A 19076-nucleotide genomic window follows, 5' to 3' on the forward strand; every position below is an offset into this window, starting at 1 on the left:
ATTATATTATTAATTTTCAGTAATAAGTATTTCAGTTATATATTCTTCCTTTTCTATAACCTTGTCTATCTTTGGATATGGGCTTAACGAGATCAATTCGATGGTATAATCCGATAGAGATGTCATTTTGGGTTCCACATACGTATTAAGCTCTGTTTGAAGGTCATTTAACTGGATAATTACCCGTCCATTACCGGCCCAAAAACAAGTTGCTCCCTCCGGACAACGGGAGTCTTCCAATAGCTCTTCAAATGTAACACTCAGATCCGCGTCCTGAAATTCCAAAGTTTGACCCAATTTTATTTTAAAGGGATTACCGATCTCAGGACTAACTGCCGTTATTGAATTTTGACAACTCACTATCAATAGGGGTAGTAGAATTAAGCTAATTATGGTTTTCATAAGAGATATTGTAAGTAATAGGGCCGCAGTTATTTATGTGACCTGTTAAGGTGATGTGTCAACGGTGTATAACTGCGTAATATTATATAATTCCGATCTATGATACATAGTTTTTCCGAAATAAGGGTGAACACCAATCAACACCTCTTTATTTAGACCCCCTCTAAAAGCCAACATATTCACAAAGTATTCACATGTATAGCCTACAGTAAATATTAGTTCATGGGGCAAGCCTCCGGAACCACACCTGAAGCGTCAGTTTATAAAATTAGTCTGATCGCGGTCTAGCCTATTTTCGATTGGCGGTTCAATCTTTATTGGAACTAATAAATCGAATTAGCTATGAAAAAAATCATCCTTTTATTCACCTGTCTATTCATGACCAATGTTACATTTGCTCAGGTAGGTCATGTTATGCAAGGAGTTGGCGCCTTCAATATGTCCATGGGTGGTGCCGCAACGGGACAATCTCTTGATATCTCAGGGGCTTTACAGTGGAACCCTGCAGCCATTTCCAGTTTTGATCAGCAAATATTGAAAGTTGATGTCGGAATTTTCTTTTCGTCACCTCAACTGAACAGTACTGTACCTGAATTTGATCAAAATGGGCAGCCAACCGGCAATTTTTACAGTGGTACGACCCCTGACGATCGTGGAATATCACCTATGCCTGCTATTGGTTACGTTTGGGCATCTGACAAAAGTAGACATTCATTTGGGTTTTCTGTCTTTGGAATCAGTGGTTTTGGCGTAACCTTTCCTGAAAACATGTCCAACCCGATCAATATGCCTCAAAACATGGGGGGCTTTGGTCACATAGAATCCGATTATATGTTGTTGCAAACAGGATTAACTTATGCCTATCAATTATCTGAAAAGTTATCTGTTGGTGTAGAACCTAATTTTAGTGTATCAGCACTCGAATTGGCTCCAAATCCAACCGCATCACCAACGGCTGCCGGTTATCCTTCAACAAACAGGTCAACAGCAACCGGTTATGGAGCACAGGTTGGCTTGTTCTTTGATTCAGGAACCGGATTTAAATCAGGTGTTTCCTATAAAACTGCTGTTCACTTCAGTGATTTTGAATTTGATAACACCTACCTCGACGGCTCAACCTCAAGCAATTCCTTCAATATGGATTATCCATCCATATTCTCCGTGGGTGTTGGTTATTCTGCAGATATCCTGGATCTGGCTCTGGATTACCGATTTGTGAATTACGAGAATACAGATGGATTCTCTGAATCGGGCTGGACCAATACTGCATCTGTAGCCGGTTTTGGATGGAAAAATATTTCTGTTATCTCAGCCGGACTTCAGTATAAAGGCTTTAACAATCTACCTTTGCGACTGGGATATACCTATTCCAGCAACCCGATCGATGAAGAGTTAACTTTTTTCAATATCCCTGCTACTGCTGTGATAGCTAACGCATTTCAGGTTGGAGCCGGTTACAATATTGGAAATAAGCTAAACTTTGATATCGTATACCATCGCGGAATGAGTGCAGGTCAAACAACCGGACCGGTCCTCAACCCTCAATTTGCTCAACAATATCCAAATGGGGCAATTCCCGGAAGTGAGATCAGTTATGATATGAACACCGACCTAATTATGCTTGGTTTTAAATATCTCTTTAACAGTAAATAAATTGAACCATATTTATTTAAGGCATCTTGGTTATTCCAAGATGCCTTTTTTGTTTAATAAACATCCTAAATCCGTTGGATATTGAATCATCCTTTCCCCTATTTTAGACACTGTTGTTAGTAATCTTAATAATACTTTTTGTGACCTTAGATCTGTTTGAGCCTACGGCCGTCACCCAGAAAGAACGGGTGAATAATGCTATGGGGGAGGAATTACCTCCTCACGACCCCGGCGTATATACCATGTACGATCGACACGATCAGGTCATGTATGTGGGTAAAGCCAAGGACCTGCAACAACGTATCACATCCTATCGTTACTCCAAGTCTAAAAAAACTCAACGGATGATCGCTCATCTTGAAAGGGTTTCATATGAAGTATGTAATTCTGAAACAGATGCGATACTGCTTGAAAATCTACTGATCCGTTCACTCCGGCCACCCTTCAATCACACCAACAAAAAACCGGAGACCTACTACTATATTTCCACAGCGCGCCGGGGATATAATCGGGAGTTCCGACTTTCCATGCGAGTTTTGGATGACTACCCGAATGTATACGGCTGTTTTAAAGGGCATCTTAAAACTCGCAAGGGACTTGGCGCCATGCTAAAATTGTTGTATGTCATAAACCGCCCCATCCGAAGTGCCACCTATTTACCGAGTCAATTACTGAATAGGATCACCCCTCAAAAATTTCAGATCAAATTGGATACACAAACCGGTGTATTGGTTGATCAGTTCTTGAAGGGCAGCTCAGGGTTACTGGCTGATGAACTTGAAGAACAGGTGATGGGAATACGGTTCAAGGACCGGTTCACCGAAAATTATTTCGATAACGAGCTGGAGCAACTTCGCATGTTTTACACCCTTGGTCCTAATCGCAATTATCGAATTAAGAAAGAACTTGAATTGGATTCGGTGTTGATCGATCAGGATGAGATAGATGACCTGATGGCGTTGATGGGTTGACTTTTCATTGGTATAAGTTGTGTATGCTTTATTGCTCCGACGCAGAGCGATCGGAGCAAGTGTGTGTTTTTAGTTGATTAAATTCAACTTGCTCCAACACTGAGTGTGGGACTATATCGACTCGCTCCACACGCTCTGCGTAGGAGCGAAACATACCTTTGTTTAACCCTACATGTTAGCTGTTTACCCCAGTTCCACCCAGTTCATATAATCACTTAGCTCGCCTCTTTTATCTGTGTTCTTACCGGTTTTGGTTTGAACCGATTCAGGATATTCATCTGGGAATATAAATATGGCACCCAATAAGATCTCATGTTTTGGGATGCCAAAGTACTTTAATACTTTGGGTTTTCTTAAGCACCCGCCGGAAGACCAGTATGCATTGATACCATTTTCTGTAGCAGCCAATAGAAGGTTTTGAATAGCTGCACCGGTTGCAGCAATGTGTTCCATATTCTTCACATTCGGATAGTATTTACGTCCTTTTCTACGACTATCTTCCGGTATCCAGGTTCCAAGTATCAATGCATCGGCAGCAGCTAGCATCTGCTTGATCCCGTCACTTGATTTGACCGGTTTTTCATCGGTCAGTGCCTCAAGTAACGACCTGCAACCTCTGCCATCTATTGCATGAAATCGCCATGGCTCTGCTCCATTCAATCCTTTTGACCTCTGTTTCTCAGGACTTTCATAATGAAAGGGAGCCTGTGCTGCAAGTTCGATGAGTTGCTCTACCTTTGACTTGAAATCATCCCCTTTTGTAACCGGTAAAGGTGATTCAGGATTAGCTCTCAACTTCAGGGTCTTGCGGGCACGAATAGCTTCTTCGGTATTCATTCAGGTTTTATTTGGTTCGATTTACTAATAAGAAGATAAGGAAGAAATCATTATTCAAACACCAGAACGAAATACCCAACATGGAGTTAAGAAGTATGAATTACTTGGATCTTGGATGTTCCGTGTTGGTTATTGGGTATTCAATCTAACCCACACCAATTAATCAAGAATATAGTTCTTCGCCACCTGTTTGTATTCTTTAACTTCCTGTTCCACCCAGGCCTCATCTTTACCAAATTCACGAGCTATAAGTCGGCCAACGACCGGGGCCATTTCCAGGCTGGCTTTGGCATCCAGTAATAATGCACGGGTTCGGCGGGAAAGTACATCTTCAATGGTTTGTGCCATTTCATTTCGAACAGCCCAGATAACTTCCGCTTTCAGGTAGGGCAGATCAGGGTGAAGTCTATCACCCAGTTCAGGCTCTTCCTCTATAAGTTTTTCCAGGGCTACTTTATCAGATCCATACACATATAGGTGGTTATTTCTATCCACATTTTTCAGCCAACCATGAATTCTAAGTTCTTTTGTCGGTGTTTCCTTCACATCAAGCCCGGCAACCATCGCGGCCTGATCGATGGTATCTTCCGCCATTTTCCTATAAGTGGTCCATTTACCCCCGGCAATGGTCACCAAACCCGATTCTGATACCTGAATATGGTGACTTCTAGAAATTTCAGAGGTATTCTTAGCATCCGCCGGGCTCACAAGTGGCCTGATACCGGCAAACACACTTTTTACATCCTTTCTTTCGGGATCTTTGGTCAGATACTGAGCCGCATGTCGTAATACGAATTCGATCTCCTCTTCCAGGGCAATTGGCTCAAGGGTGGCTTTATCTACCGAGGTATCCGTTGTTCCCACTATCACTTTATCATGCCATGGAACCGCGAATAATACTCGTCCATCATCAGTATGGGGTACCATAATGGCCGAGTCACCCGGTAAAAACTCCTTATCCAATATAATATGAATGCCCTGTGCATACTGAATGATCTTAGTGTGGCCTTCCTCATCCATTTCAAGGATATCATCAGAAAAGATACCGGTAGCATTAACAATCACCCGGGCATTGACTTCCATATTTTCCCCGTTCAGCATATCACGAACCATTACTCCTTCGATCAGGTTCTGGCCATTTTTCTTCAGTCCTGTCACCTTCATATAGTTAAGCGGGAGTCCGCCTTCATCATACATGGTCTGTGCCAAATTTATTGACAGCCTTGAATCGTCAAACTGCCCATCATAGTATATAACACCGCCTCGTAATCCTTCCGGTTCCAGGGTTGGTATCTTCTCAAGTGTTTTTTCCTTTGATAGATTCTTTGATTTATTGATACCCAATTTACCTGCAAGGGCATCGTACACCTTCATTCCCACTCCATAAAATGGCCCATTCCACCACTCATAACTTGGAACTATGAATGACTGATGACTCACCAGGTGTGGGGCATTCTGAATCAATAACCCCCGTTCATGCAGAGCTTCGATCACCAGGGAAACGTCACCTTGTTGAAGGTATCTGACACCGCCATGTACAAGTTTTGTACTTCGGCTCGAGGTTCCCTTTGCAAAATCATGCATTTCGAGCAATAATGTCTTGTATCCACGTGAAGCAGCATCTACCCCCACTCCTAACCCGGTTGCACCTCCACCAATAACCACTACATCCCAATAATCATTGAAATTTTTAACTTTTTCGACGATCTCAGACCTGTTCATTTCTGCTCCCTTTTATCAGATTAATCGACAAAGGTAATATGCTATAAATAGGTTTGAATTGGAAACGGGCCAATCCAACATGTTTCACATATCAACCTAAAACCTTCTGATATGATTTCTTACCAACATTATGGATCCGTTTTCCACGATCGAAATCGAAAACACCGCAAATATTTCTTGGTATATCAATAAGATGATCCGGTTTATACATTTTTATCATCATCTCGGTTAGCCGGTCTTGTGTAAAACTGAAGGTACTATCCATCAGTTCAATCAAAGAGAAGGATTCTTCCCTGGCAGGAAGCTCAGCTTTAGATTTGGTCTTATTGTTTGATTTCATGGATTCGGGCAACATCTTATCGAACCATTTTTGCACTTCTTCAAATCTGCCGGGTTCATTATCCGGTACTTTATCGAATTTTGGGTCCGGTTTACCATTTAGGTTAACGGCAACTATTATTGCGTCCTCTTGTTTAGTCACCAGATCAACAGGAAGGGGATTAAGCACACCTCCATCTACCAATACCATTCCGTCCTCAACAACAGGCACGAAAAATCCGGGAATTGATACTGAAGCCCGGAGTGCTTTATACAGATCCCCCTTGGTAAAATGGACCTCTTTGTGATGGCGCATATCAGTTGCCACCGCAGTAAAAGGTATATCAAAGTCTTCAATTTGTTCATGCCCGGTTACTTCAATATGTTTTGCGAAGAGTTTTTCACCTTTTACGAATCCCTGCTTAGCAAAGGTAAAGTCGAGAAGGTCAAACACTCTTTTTTTAGTAAGACTAAATATCCATTCTTTATACTCCGGCAAGTGCCCTGCCGCATATATTCCACCAACAACAGCGCCCATCGAACAACCAATAACCTCCACGATCTCATAACCGGCTTTTTCAAGTTCTTCTATTACTGCGATATGGGCAATACCTCTTGCACCACCACTTCCAAGTACCAAATGAACTTTCTTACTCATCTTACTTTACACTCTGTTGTGTTTTCTGCAATTCTAATCAATTCCCAATAGGGCGGTGTATATCCCTTTTCTTGTTTAAAACTTTCAGCTCTTTCACGCACTTTTTGTTTCAATGATTCGTGCCGGCTGATAAATGCATCACTTTTTGCCGCCTCAAGTGCACTCATTCCTTCCGGAACCGGACCTACCCTGCCAACCCAATTCAATACCTTGCTATAGGCTTTGGCAATTCGAACCACAGGCAGCATCCAAATCTTATATTCAATCTCTTCTCCCTTTTCAGCACAAGCAAGCATCGCATCGATCACAGAATTATATAAATGATCTTCAAATAATGCATTCATATCCCGCCACTCTCCAACAACTGAAAGCTGAGGGTCGTATTCCAGGTCTGATGGCATTTGAGTCACAAAATGTTCTACCCCAAAGGTATTCATCACCTTAACCACTCCATCTGATGAAATAGTTGACTCTGCAGACCAAAGTTGCACATTAAATTGCCTATAGGCATAGGAGCCCACTTCAGAGCAAAACATTTCTTCATGATCATAAAAATCCATCCTGAAATCATATGGTATATGTCGGCTAAGGGCTTCCTCATACATATAGGTTGCTGCTTTATGCGGTAGCATCGGATCATCCAGTAACTGGGGCAGATCATATCTCGGCCTCAACACCATAAACCTCAGTTTTCTATCATTTATATACTCTTCAGCGGTTGCAATATCCACCCCACGCTCAATGTGGGCCTCTATCAAATAGGGTTTATTAGTTTTCTCATCCACATATATAAGTGCCACATGCGAGAAATTTCCCGGATAATCATTCCCCCTTGAAATCAATGCTGATACTTCAGCTCCGCCCCTTGAAACCAGCAGGTCGCCACTATGTACTTTAATTCCTAATATTTCAATTGATGGTGTTAACGAAGATTCATCCTGAACATAAATGACCGGATCAATTTCAGATTGCGACTGAAGCAATACTTCTTCCACTGCTGCACGCATTCCATATAATGATCTATAGAGTGCTTCACGCGTTTCTCTTTTTTCGATATCCCAACTCGCCGATTCTTCTTTGATGAGCTTTCTCCCATTATTATACAATGTCGCTAATTCAAGGTGTCCACTATCTAAAGCAGCAATATAGGGGGCCACATTAAAAAAAGACTCTAACAGTAACTTTAATCTCGGATCAGTAGGGCCAAAGTTTTCTTCTTCAAGGGCATTCAGAAGTTTTTCGATCGAATTGACTCCTTTTGCAATAGAGTCTGAGACAGATGCTTCTTTATCGGATTTAGCCGTGTTGAAATTGATCTCGAGCTGTTCCCATCGTTCATCCTGATCCCATATAAACGGGGTTTCATTGGGATGGCTTTGGATCGTTGTTGATGGATCAAAAGGAATCATCAATATGCCATAGAGCATTAGGATCCCTGAAAAAATATAGATCAATTTTTTATTCATACCTCAAAGAAAAGAAAGTCGCTAATGCCTTCCTAACCTTATATTTGCACTACCTGAAACAGTTTTTCAAAATACCCTCTTTAACCTCTGTCAGATCTGTAACCGTACTAAATTTATGAGCTGAATTACCTAATACAAATAACGGAACTTTATTTCTGGTATGGGTTTTTACTGAAAGATCTTCAAGATTCCCATGATCACTGCTAATAACCAATGTATCTGAACTTCTCATATTGTTGATTATATGGAGCAGAAATTCATCCAGGGGCTGCAAAACCTGTAAAGCATCGTTCATTTTCTGGCTATGGCCGGCTTTGTCAGTCAGATAATATTCATATAAAAGCAGATCATAATCAGGTACAATATCAAGAAGGCGCTTTGCTGCATCAGTCGGAGTAATTTTTGGTATATCAATACCCAGTTTATCTCTCCATGCGTTTTGTACGATCTCTGCCGTAAGTGCCGTTTCATTTAAAACATCGTCTGTGGAATTCAGCTTTAAACCTGAACTCTTTGTCATCAAAGTGGTACAACTCCAGCGGTTTCTTTTTTTTGCGTGTTCAAAAAAGATCGGGGGATATGCATTCATGAAATATGGTTTCTTATCCATTTCCTTCACAGCATGGAACACACTTTCTTTTTTTAAAAAGGGTTTGATTCCGGAGTGAGGAAAGGGTCCAAAATGTTTACCAATTTCCTTTGCAGCGTTTCGACCGGTGAATAGTGCTGTTTGCCCTGTTCCACTTTGTGGTAATCCATCTACTCCAAGATTGGCATCTATCGGTTGAAAAAGCCTGTCTTTTTCAACTTTGGGTTCAGCAGTTGAGTTGAAATGGCCATCGGTCAGAACTTCAAATGACTCATATCTATTTTCATAGAATGGGTTTTCAGAGGATCCATCCCCTAGACCAACACCATCTATAAATAAAAATATCACTGACATTATTTCTCCAAAATAATTGTCACCGGTCCATCATTTTCCAGTTTAACACTCATCATAGCTCCAAATTCACCGGTTTGAATATCAAGTTCAGTATTTGCCTTAAACCATTCTATCATATCCTCATACATCGGTTCAGCCTTTTCAGGTCTGGCAGCTTCAATGAAACTTGGCCGTGTTCCCTTATCGGAATTAGCATATAAAGTAAACTGTGAAACCAACAAGATACCACCCTTCACATCCTGTACCGACCGGTTCATTTTACCCTCATCATCCTCAAAGATCCTGAGCTTCGAAATCTTTTTACAGATCCATTCCATTTGTTGTTTCGTATCGTCTTTATGGATACCGATCAAAACTAAAAGCCCCTGATCAATAGCACCGGTGATCTCATTATCTACCATAACCGAAGATGAACTAACGCGCTGAATCACTGCTTTCATAAACTGTGGAAATGTGGATTACTATGTGGATTACTCATTGACAAAAGTTGGATAACTAAAAAGAGCCATAATTGTGAACATGATTCCACAATCTTACAAGGCTATCAACATTCAAAAAGAATAACTTTTGATGTTAACAGTTATCAGACCTTTTTTATGTATAAAGTATATAAGATTGTGAATAATTTTATAACACCGGGTTTAAGATACTGTTTTATATGATCGAGTTATAAACAAATCTATCCACATTTAATCTAACGATCCGGTAAAATTCGGGATAAAAAAGTTATCCACTTATCCACAGTCTCTACTACTATAACTAAACTATATAAATCTCATACCTATTGTCTCTTTTAGTGTGGAAAAGAATCAGAAAAAGTTCTTAAAACACTCTCAGATTCCTTCTATATTTGTGAGTCATGAATAAGCAATATCCCATAGGAAAACTTTCGTTCACAGAGGATCATTCACCTGATGATCGTGAAACATGGATCGATGATATTGCTTTACTTCCTGAACGGATCCGTGATGAGATCCATGGATGTTCTGATGATATTCTTTTGATCCCTTATCGAGAAGGTGGCTGGACAATCAGAGAAGTGATCACTCATTTGCTGGACTCTCATAGCAATGGTATAATCAGAATAAAGTTGGCTCTTACTGAAAATGAACCGGTCATCAAGCCATATGACCAGAATGCCTGTGTACATATCGAAGAACAGTTTGGAATACCTCTTGAATTGACGCTTCAGATGTTGGAAGATACTCATGAAAAAATGATCCGCATCTATGAAAGCCTGAATGAAGAACAGTGGAAGCGTACTTATATAAATCCTGAAGCAGGTCCTTTTTCACTGGCAAAATCAGCAGCATTATATGCATGGCATTCAAATCATCATTTAGAACACATACGACTAGTAACAAAACACGAAAAATCTTAGCGATCAATGTCTGATAAAAAACAAATGACCTATAAAGACTCCGGAGTTGATATAAAAGCCGGTGAAGAAATGGTTGAATCCATTAAAGGTGTGGTAAAAGATACCCATGGACCTGAAGTACTCTCTAATATTGGAGGATTTGGGGGATTTTTCAGACCGGATCTCGGCTCATATAAGAAGCCTGTGTTCGTAAGTTCTGTGGATGGTGTGGGTACCAAGCTTATTGTGGCTTTTAAAGCAGGCAGATATGATACCGTAGGGCAGGATCTTGTCAATCACTGCGTGAATGATATTGCAGTTTGTGGAGCCAAGCCATTGTTCTTTCTGGACTATTTTTCCACGGGAAAACTCGAGCAACATGTTGGTGTTGATGTGGTTAAAGGGTTTGCCAAAGCTTGTAAAGAAAACGGAGTTGCATTGATCGGTGGAGAAACCGCAGAAATGCCTGATATCTATGATGAGGGAGAATTCGATCTGGCCGGTACCATTGTAGGGATCGTTGATGAAGAAAAAGTGATCAATGGTTCTGAAATTAAAAAAGGGGATGTACTTCTTGGATTCAAAAGTTCAGGATTACATACAAACGGATATTCACTGGCTCGAAAAGTATTGTTCAGCAAATACAAAGTTGAAAACTATGTGGAAGATCTAGGCAGCACGGTTGGAGATGAACTGCTAAAAGTACACAGATCTTATTTGCCACTGATCACAGAACTTAAAGAATTGGATGGGGTAAATGGGTTCTCACATATTACCGGGGGAGGAATAATTGGAAACACCAAACGTATCCTTCCGGAAGGACTTAAACTTGATATCAATTGGGATGGTTGGAAGCGACCACCGGTGTATGATCTGATCCAGAACATTGGTAATGTGCCAGAAGACGATATGCAAGCAACATTTAATCTTGGTGTTGGGTTAATTGTGGTGGTTTCTGAGGATGAAGCTGATGCTGTGAAAAATAAAGCTAAAGAGTTGGGTGAAGAAGTTATAGTAGTTGGGGGAGTGGTATAATTTTAAGTTTTCAAAGAGCAGCTTTGAATTATAAAATACGACTACTTGATCAGTTCGTTTTCTGTAGTAATACTTTTCTTTCACCTGCCAGTCTTATTTTGGTTTAATGGAAAATGAAACTCAGTCCGATCAAACTCAAAATGATCTCTCAGGTTTAACCACCGGTAAGCTGTTGATCATGTCGGTGGTCTCTGCCAATATCTATCTTTTCATTTCCCTGCTTATCATCAAATACTGGCATGAAGGTTGGCTGGTTGATCTTTTCAATAGTAACTTTTCCGTATTGTATCAGATGGGATTCGGTGCCGGGGCCGGAGTACTGGCTTCAGCCATTATTTATGTGATCATCAATCTGCCACCGGTATCAAATGTACTTTCTGATTTTTCCGTTTTCAAAGCTCTCTCAAAGGCTCGCTTCTCCCTTTTTGATAAAACTCAGATCTCAATTTTTGCCGGAGCCGGTGAAGAAATTCTTTTCAGAGGAGCTATTCAACCGCTTTTGGGAAATATATTTACCTCTATCATTTTCATTGGTATTCACGGTTACTTTAAGTTTATGACAACCGGCCATGTCCTGTTTGGTATCATGATGTTCGGGCTTAGTTTAATGCTTGGTTTTTTAGCAGCTGAAATTGGCCTGTTTGCTGCCATGGTAGCTCATGCTTTGTATGATCTTATCATGCTCATTTTGATCCAAAAGAAGTAAAGAAACCTTTCTTTTGATGCTACCTGAGTCCTGGTTTGTTGGTTCTTATCTGTAAAATATTTTTAAACAGGATGCATTCTGCCATAGGTTAACACTATATATAATCTTTATAAATTTAATAATATCAAATGATTATAAAATAGCCTATCGATGATGGGGTTTTTCTTTTCTCGTTGGTCTATTGAGGTTTAGCATCCATTTAGCTAACTAGCGTGACTTCCATATCTGGATATTTTTAGATGTGCACAAACTAACCCTAACTTAAATTCACGCTATATGAAAAACTTCTACAAACACGCGTTATCTTTAGTATTGTCGCTGTTTGTTCTTTCTGCAAGTGCTTATGCACAGTTTACAGTGACCGGTACGATCACTGATGCTGAAAGCAATGAACCCTTGTTTGGTGTTACCATCCTGAATGTAGATTCAGGCGGTGGTGCGGCTACAAACATTGATGGTGAGTTCTCTTTGGAAGTACAAGGAGAATCAGCTACCCTTCGAATAACCTATGTAGGTTATATAACCAGAACCATTGAGGTCAACAGAGATGGCAACTCAGTGGTTGAACTTGATATTGAGTTGAGTCCGGATATTTCCCGGCTTGATGAGATCGTTGTTTCCGGTCTTGCTTCAAACGTGAAGCGAAGTAACCTGGCAAATGCTGTTAGTACGGTATCTGCTGAGGAATTAGCCGGTACAACCGTGAACGAATCCGTTGACGGAGCTTTATCCGGTAAACTTCCCGGTGTTAATATCGTAGCCAGTGGCGGTGCGCCAGGCGGTGGTAGCAATGTTCAGTTGCGCGGTATCTCAACACTTGGTGCAGGTTCATCTCAGCCACTATATGTTATTGATGGTATCTATGTCGATAACTCAGTTATCTCAACAGGCCGTTCTTCAGTAAGTGGTGCCGGTGGAGCAAGTCAGGATGGTGTTGCCAGCCGTGTTTCGGATCTAAACCCGGAAGACATCGAATCTATTGAGGTTCTTAAAGGCCCATCTGCTGCCGCTATCTATGGTAGCCGTGCGAATGCGGGTGTGATCATCATCACAACCAAAAAAGGTAAAGCCGGAGATACCAGAGTAAGTATCAAGCAAGATGTTGGTTTTGCTACGGCATTGAATTTGCTTGGATTTGATAAGTGGAGTGAAGATAAGATCAATCTCCTTTACAGTGGAGCCAGCCTTACAGAAGAATTGGCAAAATTCCAGCAAAACGGAAATCTTCTGGATTATGAAGAAGAAATGTATGGTGAGACCGGTTTACTTACCAACACCCAGATAAGTGCATCCGGTGGTAGTGATAAAACTCAATTCTATTTAAGTGCCGGTCTTCAGGATGAAGAAGGTATTATTAAGAATACAGGGTTTAACAGAAATAATATTCGGCTGAATGTAGATCATTCGATCAATAATAAAATTTCTGTTTCATCTACCTCGAACTTTATAAGAACTGATTCAGATCGTGGATTTACCGGAAACCAGAATGGAACCGGTGGTAGTATTGGATACAATATTGCATATGTTCCAAGCTATGCTGATCTGAGACCTGATGAAAATGGTGTGTATCCGAATAACCCATATTTTGCAGAAAACCCGTACGCTCTGCGCGATCATGCGGTTAACAATCAGATCGTAAACCGATTCCTTCAAAGTCTTAGACTGGAAGCCCAGCTTTATTCTGATGACAATAGCTTCCTGAGTTTCAATACGCAAGTGGGTTTTGATTACCTGAATGCTAACTCTGAAGTGTATTTCCCTGAGTGGTTTCAATCACAGCAGGCAAGTGCTACGCCGGGTGATGTGATCCATGGTAAACAGGATAACTTCAACTTGAATATGCAGGCTTTTCTGGTTCACAATCTTGATGTAGAAGGATTTAACTTTAGTACACAGTTAGGTTATACTCGCATCTATGAAGAATCTAATCGTCTGTTGAACAGAGGTAGAGGATTGGCACCGGGACAAACAAACTTGAATCAAGCTCAGGTTCAGTCTGTATTCGGGCAAACATTCCAGGAAGTTTCTGAAATTGGATTGGTTGCTCAGGAAGAGATCAACTGGGAAGATAAGCTGATCGGTACAGTAGGTGTTCGTTTTGATAAATCAACACTAAATGCCAATCAAAATGAATTCTATGCCTTTCCAAAGGCTTCGCTTGCCGCTAACCTGACCAACTTTGGTTTCTGGAATATCGATCAGATCGACCAGTTTAAGTTGAGAACGGCCTATGGTGAAACAGGGGGGAAAGCCTCTTTTGGTTCTACCTTTGAAGCACTTGGCGGTGTAAACATTGGCGGAAACCTGGGTTCTGTTATTTCAACAAGAGCTATCGATCCTAACCTGAAACCTGAAACAGCCAGTGAGATCGAATTTGGTGCAGATATCAGTGCTTTCCAGGGCAAGATCGGTTTGGAAGCTACTTACTATATCAAAGAAGTACGTGACCTGATCCTTGATCAAAGTCCTCCGGCTTCTACAGGTATCAGTGCCATTGCAACCAATGCGGCTGATCTTGAGAACAAAGGTATAGAGCTTACTTTAACGACATCTCCTGTTCGTACAGCTAATTTGTCTTGGCTCACCAAATTATTGTACTGGAAGAATGATTCAGAGATCACAAGATTGGATATTCCTTCCTATGAAACAGGTGGGTTTGGGCTTTCACTTGGTCAGTATCTGATACGTGAAGGATTTTCACCTACTACCATTGTTGGTAATCCACAGGATCCGGGTCTAACCTTTTATGGTGATGCTCAGCCTGACTTCCAGATGTCCTGGTATAATGAACTTAACTTCCTTGCCAACTTTGAATTTAGTTTCCTCTTTCAATACAGCAAAGGAGCTGACAACATTGACCTGACAAGATTCCTGCTTGATGGTGGTGGAAACACACCGGATTGGAGTGATGATTCTGATGGTGATGGTACACCAAACGGACTCGATCGTGGTCCTTTTAATCCTAGTCGGTTTGTTGACGATGCAACTTACCTGAAACTAAGAGAAGTTGGATTCTACTATACCGTACCAACAAATTTAGTGGAAGATCTGGGTGTTGAAAGAATCAGATTGGGAGTATCAGGTAAGAATCTTCTCCTTTTCTCCGATTATAACAGTTACGATCCTGAAGTATCCAACTTTGGTGCTCAACCTGTAGCTCAATCGGTAGAGGTTACTCCTTATCCGAGTTCAAGAAGAGTATTCTTTCACATAAACCTCGACTTTTAAGAATGATTATCATGAAAAACATTAAACATTACATATTTAGTACGACTGTTGTACTGTTGTCGGTCTTTATGATGACAGGTTGTAATTTGACAGAGGTTGACGAGGTTTTAGATCCGAACAACCCATCTGTTGCAGGTGTGTTGCAAGATGCATCTCGTGGTGAACTCCAGAATATGGTAACAGGCCTTGAAGCCCGTCACCGTAATTATGTAGATAATGCCACTGAACTTTATGGTTCATTTGGCCGTGAAGTCTGGGCATTTTTTGAATCAGACCCACGATTTACCATTGACTGGTTAGGGCAGGAAGGCATCACTCCATATCCAAATTTCTTTGGATCAGGTGGAGTTTATAATACTCCTTACCAAACCATTAAACAGGCCAATCTCCTTATTGGAGCCGCATCAAATACAAGCAGCGTTACGGAAGCAGAAGCTAATGCCATATTGGGTTTTGCTAAAACGATCAAAGCGTTTCAGTATTTGATCCCACTTCAAGGGCAATACCAAAATGGTATTCGCATTGATGTGGATGAGCCATTAAATCCGGGACCATTTCTTAGTTATGATGATGCTCTGACTGAGATCCTGAATCTTTTGGATGAAGCTTATGGTGACCTGAACAGTGCATCTTCTACATTGCCTTTTAACTTAACAAATGGTTTTGGTGAATATGGATTCAATTCAGTTGCCGGCCTACAACAAGTTAACCGTGCAATTAAGGCGCGTGCTTCTATTTACGCAGAAGACTGGACCGGAGCATTAGATGCGTTGGATAATTCCTTCATGGATCTAACATCAGGGGAAGCCAGTATGAACGTTGGTGTTTACCATGTGTATGGAAACCCACCGGATGCATTTAATCCATTATTCTACCCTTTAGATGCAAATACTAACCAGATCATGGTGGTTCATCCTTCAATGATCGATGATGCAGAAGCTGGTGACCAGCGTGTTGCCAATAAATTCTATCAGCGTACTGATCCGGTATCAAATGCCAATATTCCGGAAGATGCGGAATATCAGGATGCGAGATGGACAAGCAACACATCACCGATACCATACCTGAGAAATGAGGAATTGATCCTTATTTATGCTGAAGCATTAGCTCAGAGAAATCAGGGAACGGATATTGCCGATGCTGAAGCGGCGGTAAATTTGATCCGAGATACATGGGGTCTACCACCGGTTGCTCTGGCCAATACACAAGAAGTAATTGATCAGGTGTTGTTTGAGCGACGTTATTCTCTCTGGGCTGAAGGAGGTCACCGCTGGATAGATGCCAGAAGATATGATCGTCTCAATGAGATCGACGCCCGTTATGGCACCGTCTTTACTCAGTTGGAACGACCAACCAGTGAAACGAACTGGGAAAACAACAACTAAGGAAGATCAATCTTTCCATTTACTAAAAAGGCTGTGTTGTTGAACACAGCCTTTTTTATTTGTATAGGATTTTTAAAACGTCAGTTTTTGATGATGGGCAATCGGATCTGGCTTGGATACTGTTTTGAGTGATGGACTTTATTGTTGGCGACCACCCCTTCAGATTCATCATAATTATTGCCACCTGTATTAAGGTTTCGGGCAAATCGAGGAAAGTTACTGCTCGATATTTCCACGCGTATACGATGTCCTTTTTTGAAATAATTACTGGTAACCATTGGAGTCAGATCTACTTTATATATTTCTCCTTTTTCCATGAATACTTCCTTGTCATACCCTTCTCTATAGCGAACACGCTGAATGGTTTCGTCTAAATTATAGGCTGTTCCATCAGGGTACACATCAATGAGCTTAATTGTGAAGTCAGTATCTTTGACGTCAGAAGAAACATATAGAGTGGTTTCAATTGAACCGCTTACCTCAGTTCCCTTTTCTAACGGATCGGTAGTATAAACTAAAATATCATGGCGTGTTTCCATCGCTTGTTGATCCATGGCTCCTCCCTGAACGGCATTTCCGGTGCAACAAACATTTCCACCATGTGAAGGAACAGGATTCATGGGATCGTAAACAAAGGAATCCGGTATATCGGTTTGGGCTGGAAGATCGGTTGAAAGAACGCCATCACCATACAAACTATTTGCATTTCCATTGCTGTGTAAATAGTAGGATGTCATTACAGCATTTTTAGGAGGCCACACATCTGAGCTTTTCCATTCATTAGAGCCCATGGTATAGTATTGTACTTTGGGAGTGTTTTCGAAGAATCCTGTTTCTTCACCTTTCAGCCAAAAATCAAACCAATCATAAATTTGTTGGTCATAATTTAAGCGGGCATCACCTACACTGCGTTCACCGACAATAGTATTTTCCGTAGCTCGTGTATAGCCGCAATGCAAAGTGGGGGCAATAACCAAATACTGATTGTCTCTGATATGTTTCTCTGAGGCATTTTCTCTCACATGATTGTAAAGGGCAATATTAGGGCTTGATGAAACATCGTACCAGGAGACGAACCAGAAACTAGGAACACCAAAATCCATATTATCATGATACAAACCACCCTCATACCATTCCGGATCATTGGGTTTTCGGCGAACCATTTTATCAAAGATCTCTTTTTTACCATTAATATTTTTAAGTATGTCCTGAATGGGTAAGTGAGCCAGTGCTTCAGACATATCTATTGGAGGGTTTTCTGGTGCCAGATCATAAAACCTTGAAATGCGGATCAGGTCTTCCTGAGTAGCGCCTTCAGGGATGCGGGGTTTAAATTTATCATGTTCAACACCGTATAGCCATGCAAAAAAGAGTAATTGTTCTGCTCCTCCACGATACCAGTTTCCTTGTTCGTAAATATCTCCAATACGCCCCACACCGGCGCCATAACCTTGCGGAACCATGGCTGCATGAGAAGGATGATCCAAAGCCGCAACCGCCATCTGCCATTCCGCCGTTGAGGAGCAGCCTAAGGTTCCCACTTTTCCGTTACTCCAGTCCTGATCAGACATCCATGAGAAGGCATCATAGCCATCGGTAAGCGGTACACCTAAAATATCCCATTCTCCTTCAGAGAAATATCGCCCACGTTCATTCTGTACAACATAGGCATAACCTCTTTTAACGGCCTCCAAAGCGCTCCTGGCGGTTCGTGTTCGTTGTTCCCCATCTCCCCAGGTATTAAAATTATAAGGGGTACGGGAAAAAATAACAGGCACTTTACCTTCCGTTTTTGGACGGTAAATATCGGTTGCCAACCGGACCCCATCGCGCATTGGCATCATAACTTTTTGATCAACTATGGCGACCTTTTCAAGTTCCTCGAAGACATTACTATCCTGAGCAAATGCGTTGACGGATAAGACAAAGGTGAGAATTAAAAGAAGGGATATAGATAAGCGTTTCATAATGAAGAGATTAATTAGTAGGACAAGCGCAATGTACTTTATTTGTACTACTAATAAACTCTCCGTTACAACTATTTATAAAACACCTTTAAAAGTTATAACGATGCTTTCTGATTATAGGCTTTAAAATGTCATCCAGTCCGTTTGTTTTGATCTCAAACATGGTTGCTAAATATTGCCCAAGTTGTCCTTTAGGAAAACCTTTTCTCGAAAACCATTCCAGATAGTGAACGGGCAGATTAGTGATATACCGGTCTTTGTATTGACCAAAAGGCATCTTAGCCTGTACCATTTTGATGAGGAAAGTTGAGTCGTACACCGGGGTGATTTAATTGTTCAAATGTGAAATGTGAAGGTATTGAGTGAAAGTTGCATCACAAAATGAAATGTAGTAAATAAGACACTTTAAGATCGACTAATATGAA

The 19076-nt window shown here is 41.1% G+C and carries 16 protein-coding genes; 7 read left to right on the forward strand and 9 right to left on the reverse strand.

Annotated features, from left to right (window positions below; all coding sequences use genetic code 11):
- Positions 1-9: 9 nt before the first annotated feature.
- Positions 10-285 (reverse strand): hypothetical protein, encoded by a 276-nt coding sequence (locus AC13FX_RS04295; RefSeq protein WP_482879252.1) that lies wholly within the window; start codon positions 283-285, stop codon positions 10-12.
- 459 nt (positions 286-744) lie between these two features.
- On the opposite strand from AC13FX_RS04295, the gene AC13FX_RS04300 reads away from it, so the two are divergent.
- Together AC13FX_RS04300 and AC13FX_RS04305 are read left to right on the forward strand one after the other, a co-directional pair.
- Positions 745-2055 (forward strand): OmpP1/FadL family transporter, encoded by a 1311-nt coding sequence (locus AC13FX_RS04300; protein WP_482879253.1) that lies wholly within the window; start codon positions 745-747, stop codon positions 2053-2055.
- A 140-nt stretch (positions 2056-2195) separates the two neighbouring features.
- Positions 2196-3026 (forward strand): nucleotide excision repair endonuclease, encoded by an 831-nt coding sequence (locus AC13FX_RS04305; protein WP_482879254.1) that lies wholly within the window; start codon positions 2196-2198, stop codon positions 3024-3026.
- A 183-nt stretch (positions 3027-3209) separates the two neighbouring features.
- Here the strand turns inward: AC13FX_RS04305 and AC13FX_RS04310 are convergent, their stop codons facing one another.
- From AC13FX_RS04310 to dtd, 6 genes are all read right to left on the reverse strand, one after another.
- Entirely contained in the window at positions 3210-3863 is a 654-nt protein-coding gene (locus AC13FX_RS04310; RefSeq protein WP_482879255.1) for a nitroreductase family protein, read from the reverse strand.
- Positions 3864-4022: 159 nt separating this feature from the next.
- Positions 4023-5585, reverse strand: a complete 1563-nt coding sequence (locus AC13FX_RS04315; protein WP_482879256.1) for a glycerol-3-phosphate dehydrogenase/oxidase — start codon at positions 5583-5585, stop codon at positions 4023-4025.
- A 91-nt stretch (positions 5586-5676) separates the two neighbouring features.
- Complete coding sequence (locus AC13FX_RS04320; RefSeq protein WP_482879257.1) at positions 5677-6561, reverse strand: patatin-like phospholipase family protein; 885 nt, start codon at positions 6559-6561, stop codon at positions 5677-5679.
- Positions 6558-8027 (reverse strand): YiiX/YebB-like N1pC/P60 family cysteine hydrolase, encoded by a 1470-nt coding sequence (locus tag AC13FX_RS04325; RefSeq protein ID WP_482879259.1) that lies wholly within the window; start codon positions 8025-8027, stop codon positions 6558-6560. The genes AC13FX_RS04320 and AC13FX_RS04325 overlap by 4 nt, the downstream gene beginning before the upstream one ends.
- Before the next feature lie 49 nt (positions 8028-8076).
- Entirely contained in the window at positions 8077-8970 is an 894-nt protein-coding gene (locus AC13FX_RS04330) for a hypothetical protein (protein ID WP_482879260.1), read from the reverse strand.
- Entirely contained in the window at positions 8970-9410 is a 441-nt protein-coding gene (gene dtd, locus AC13FX_RS04335) for a D-aminoacyl-tRNA deacylase (protein ID WP_482879261.1), read from the reverse strand. Before dtd ends, AC13FX_RS04330 begins: the two co-directional genes overlap by 1 nt.
- Before the next feature lie 419 nt (positions 9411-9829).
- Here dtd and AC13FX_RS04340 point away from each other — a divergent pair, with 419 nt between their 5' ends.
- The 5 genes from AC13FX_RS04340 (at position 9830) to AC13FX_RS04360 (ending at position 16684) form a co-directional block, all read left to right on the forward strand.
- The gene (locus tag AC13FX_RS04340; RefSeq protein ID WP_482879262.1) at positions 9830-10351 is read left to right on the forward strand and encodes a YfiT family bacillithiol transferase; all 522 of its coding nucleotides are present in this window, start codon (positions 9830-9832) and stop codon (positions 10349-10351) included.
- Between the two features lie 24 nt (positions 10352-10375).
- Positions 10376-11365 carry a phosphoribosylformylglycinamidine cyclo-ligase gene (gene purM / locus AC13FX_RS04345; protein WP_482879372.1) on the forward strand — a complete coding sequence of 330 codons (990 nt, stop codon included), beginning with the start codon at positions 10376-10378 and terminating at the stop codon, positions 11363-11365.
- A 106-nt stretch (positions 11366-11471) separates the two neighbouring features.
- Entirely contained in the window at positions 11472-12071 is a 600-nt protein-coding gene (locus tag AC13FX_RS04350; protein ID WP_482879263.1) for a CPBP family intramembrane glutamic endopeptidase, read from the forward strand.
- A 276-nt stretch (positions 12072-12347) separates the two neighbouring features.
- On the forward strand, positions 12348-15299 hold the full coding sequence (locus AC13FX_RS04355) for a SusC/RagA family TonB-linked outer membrane protein (RefSeq protein ID WP_482879264.1): 2952 nt from the start codon (positions 12348-12350) through the stop codon (positions 15297-15299).
- A gap of 11 nt (positions 15300-15310) precedes the next feature.
- Positions 15311-16684: a RagB/SusD family nutrient uptake outer membrane protein gene (locus tag AC13FX_RS04360; RefSeq protein ID WP_482879265.1), complete on the forward strand. Its 1374-nt coding sequence runs from the start codon at positions 15311-15313 to the stop codon at positions 16682-16684.
- A gap of 80 nt (positions 16685-16764) precedes the next feature.
- Here AC13FX_RS04360 and AC13FX_RS04365 read toward each other — a convergent pair whose 3' ends face one another.
- Complete coding sequence (locus AC13FX_RS04365) at positions 16765-18651, reverse strand: CocE/NonD family hydrolase (RefSeq protein ID WP_482879266.1); 1887 nt, start codon at positions 18649-18651, stop codon at positions 16765-16767.
- Between the two features lie 88 nt (positions 18652-18739).
- The gene (locus AC13FX_RS04370; RefSeq protein ID WP_482879267.1) at positions 18740-18970 is read right to left on the reverse strand and encodes a DUF3820 family protein; all 231 of its coding nucleotides are present in this window, start codon (positions 18968-18970) and stop codon (positions 18740-18742) included.
- Positions 18971-19076 lie beyond the last annotated feature (106 nt).

It is taken from the genome of Gracilimonas sp. B-17 (assembly GCF_056857935.1).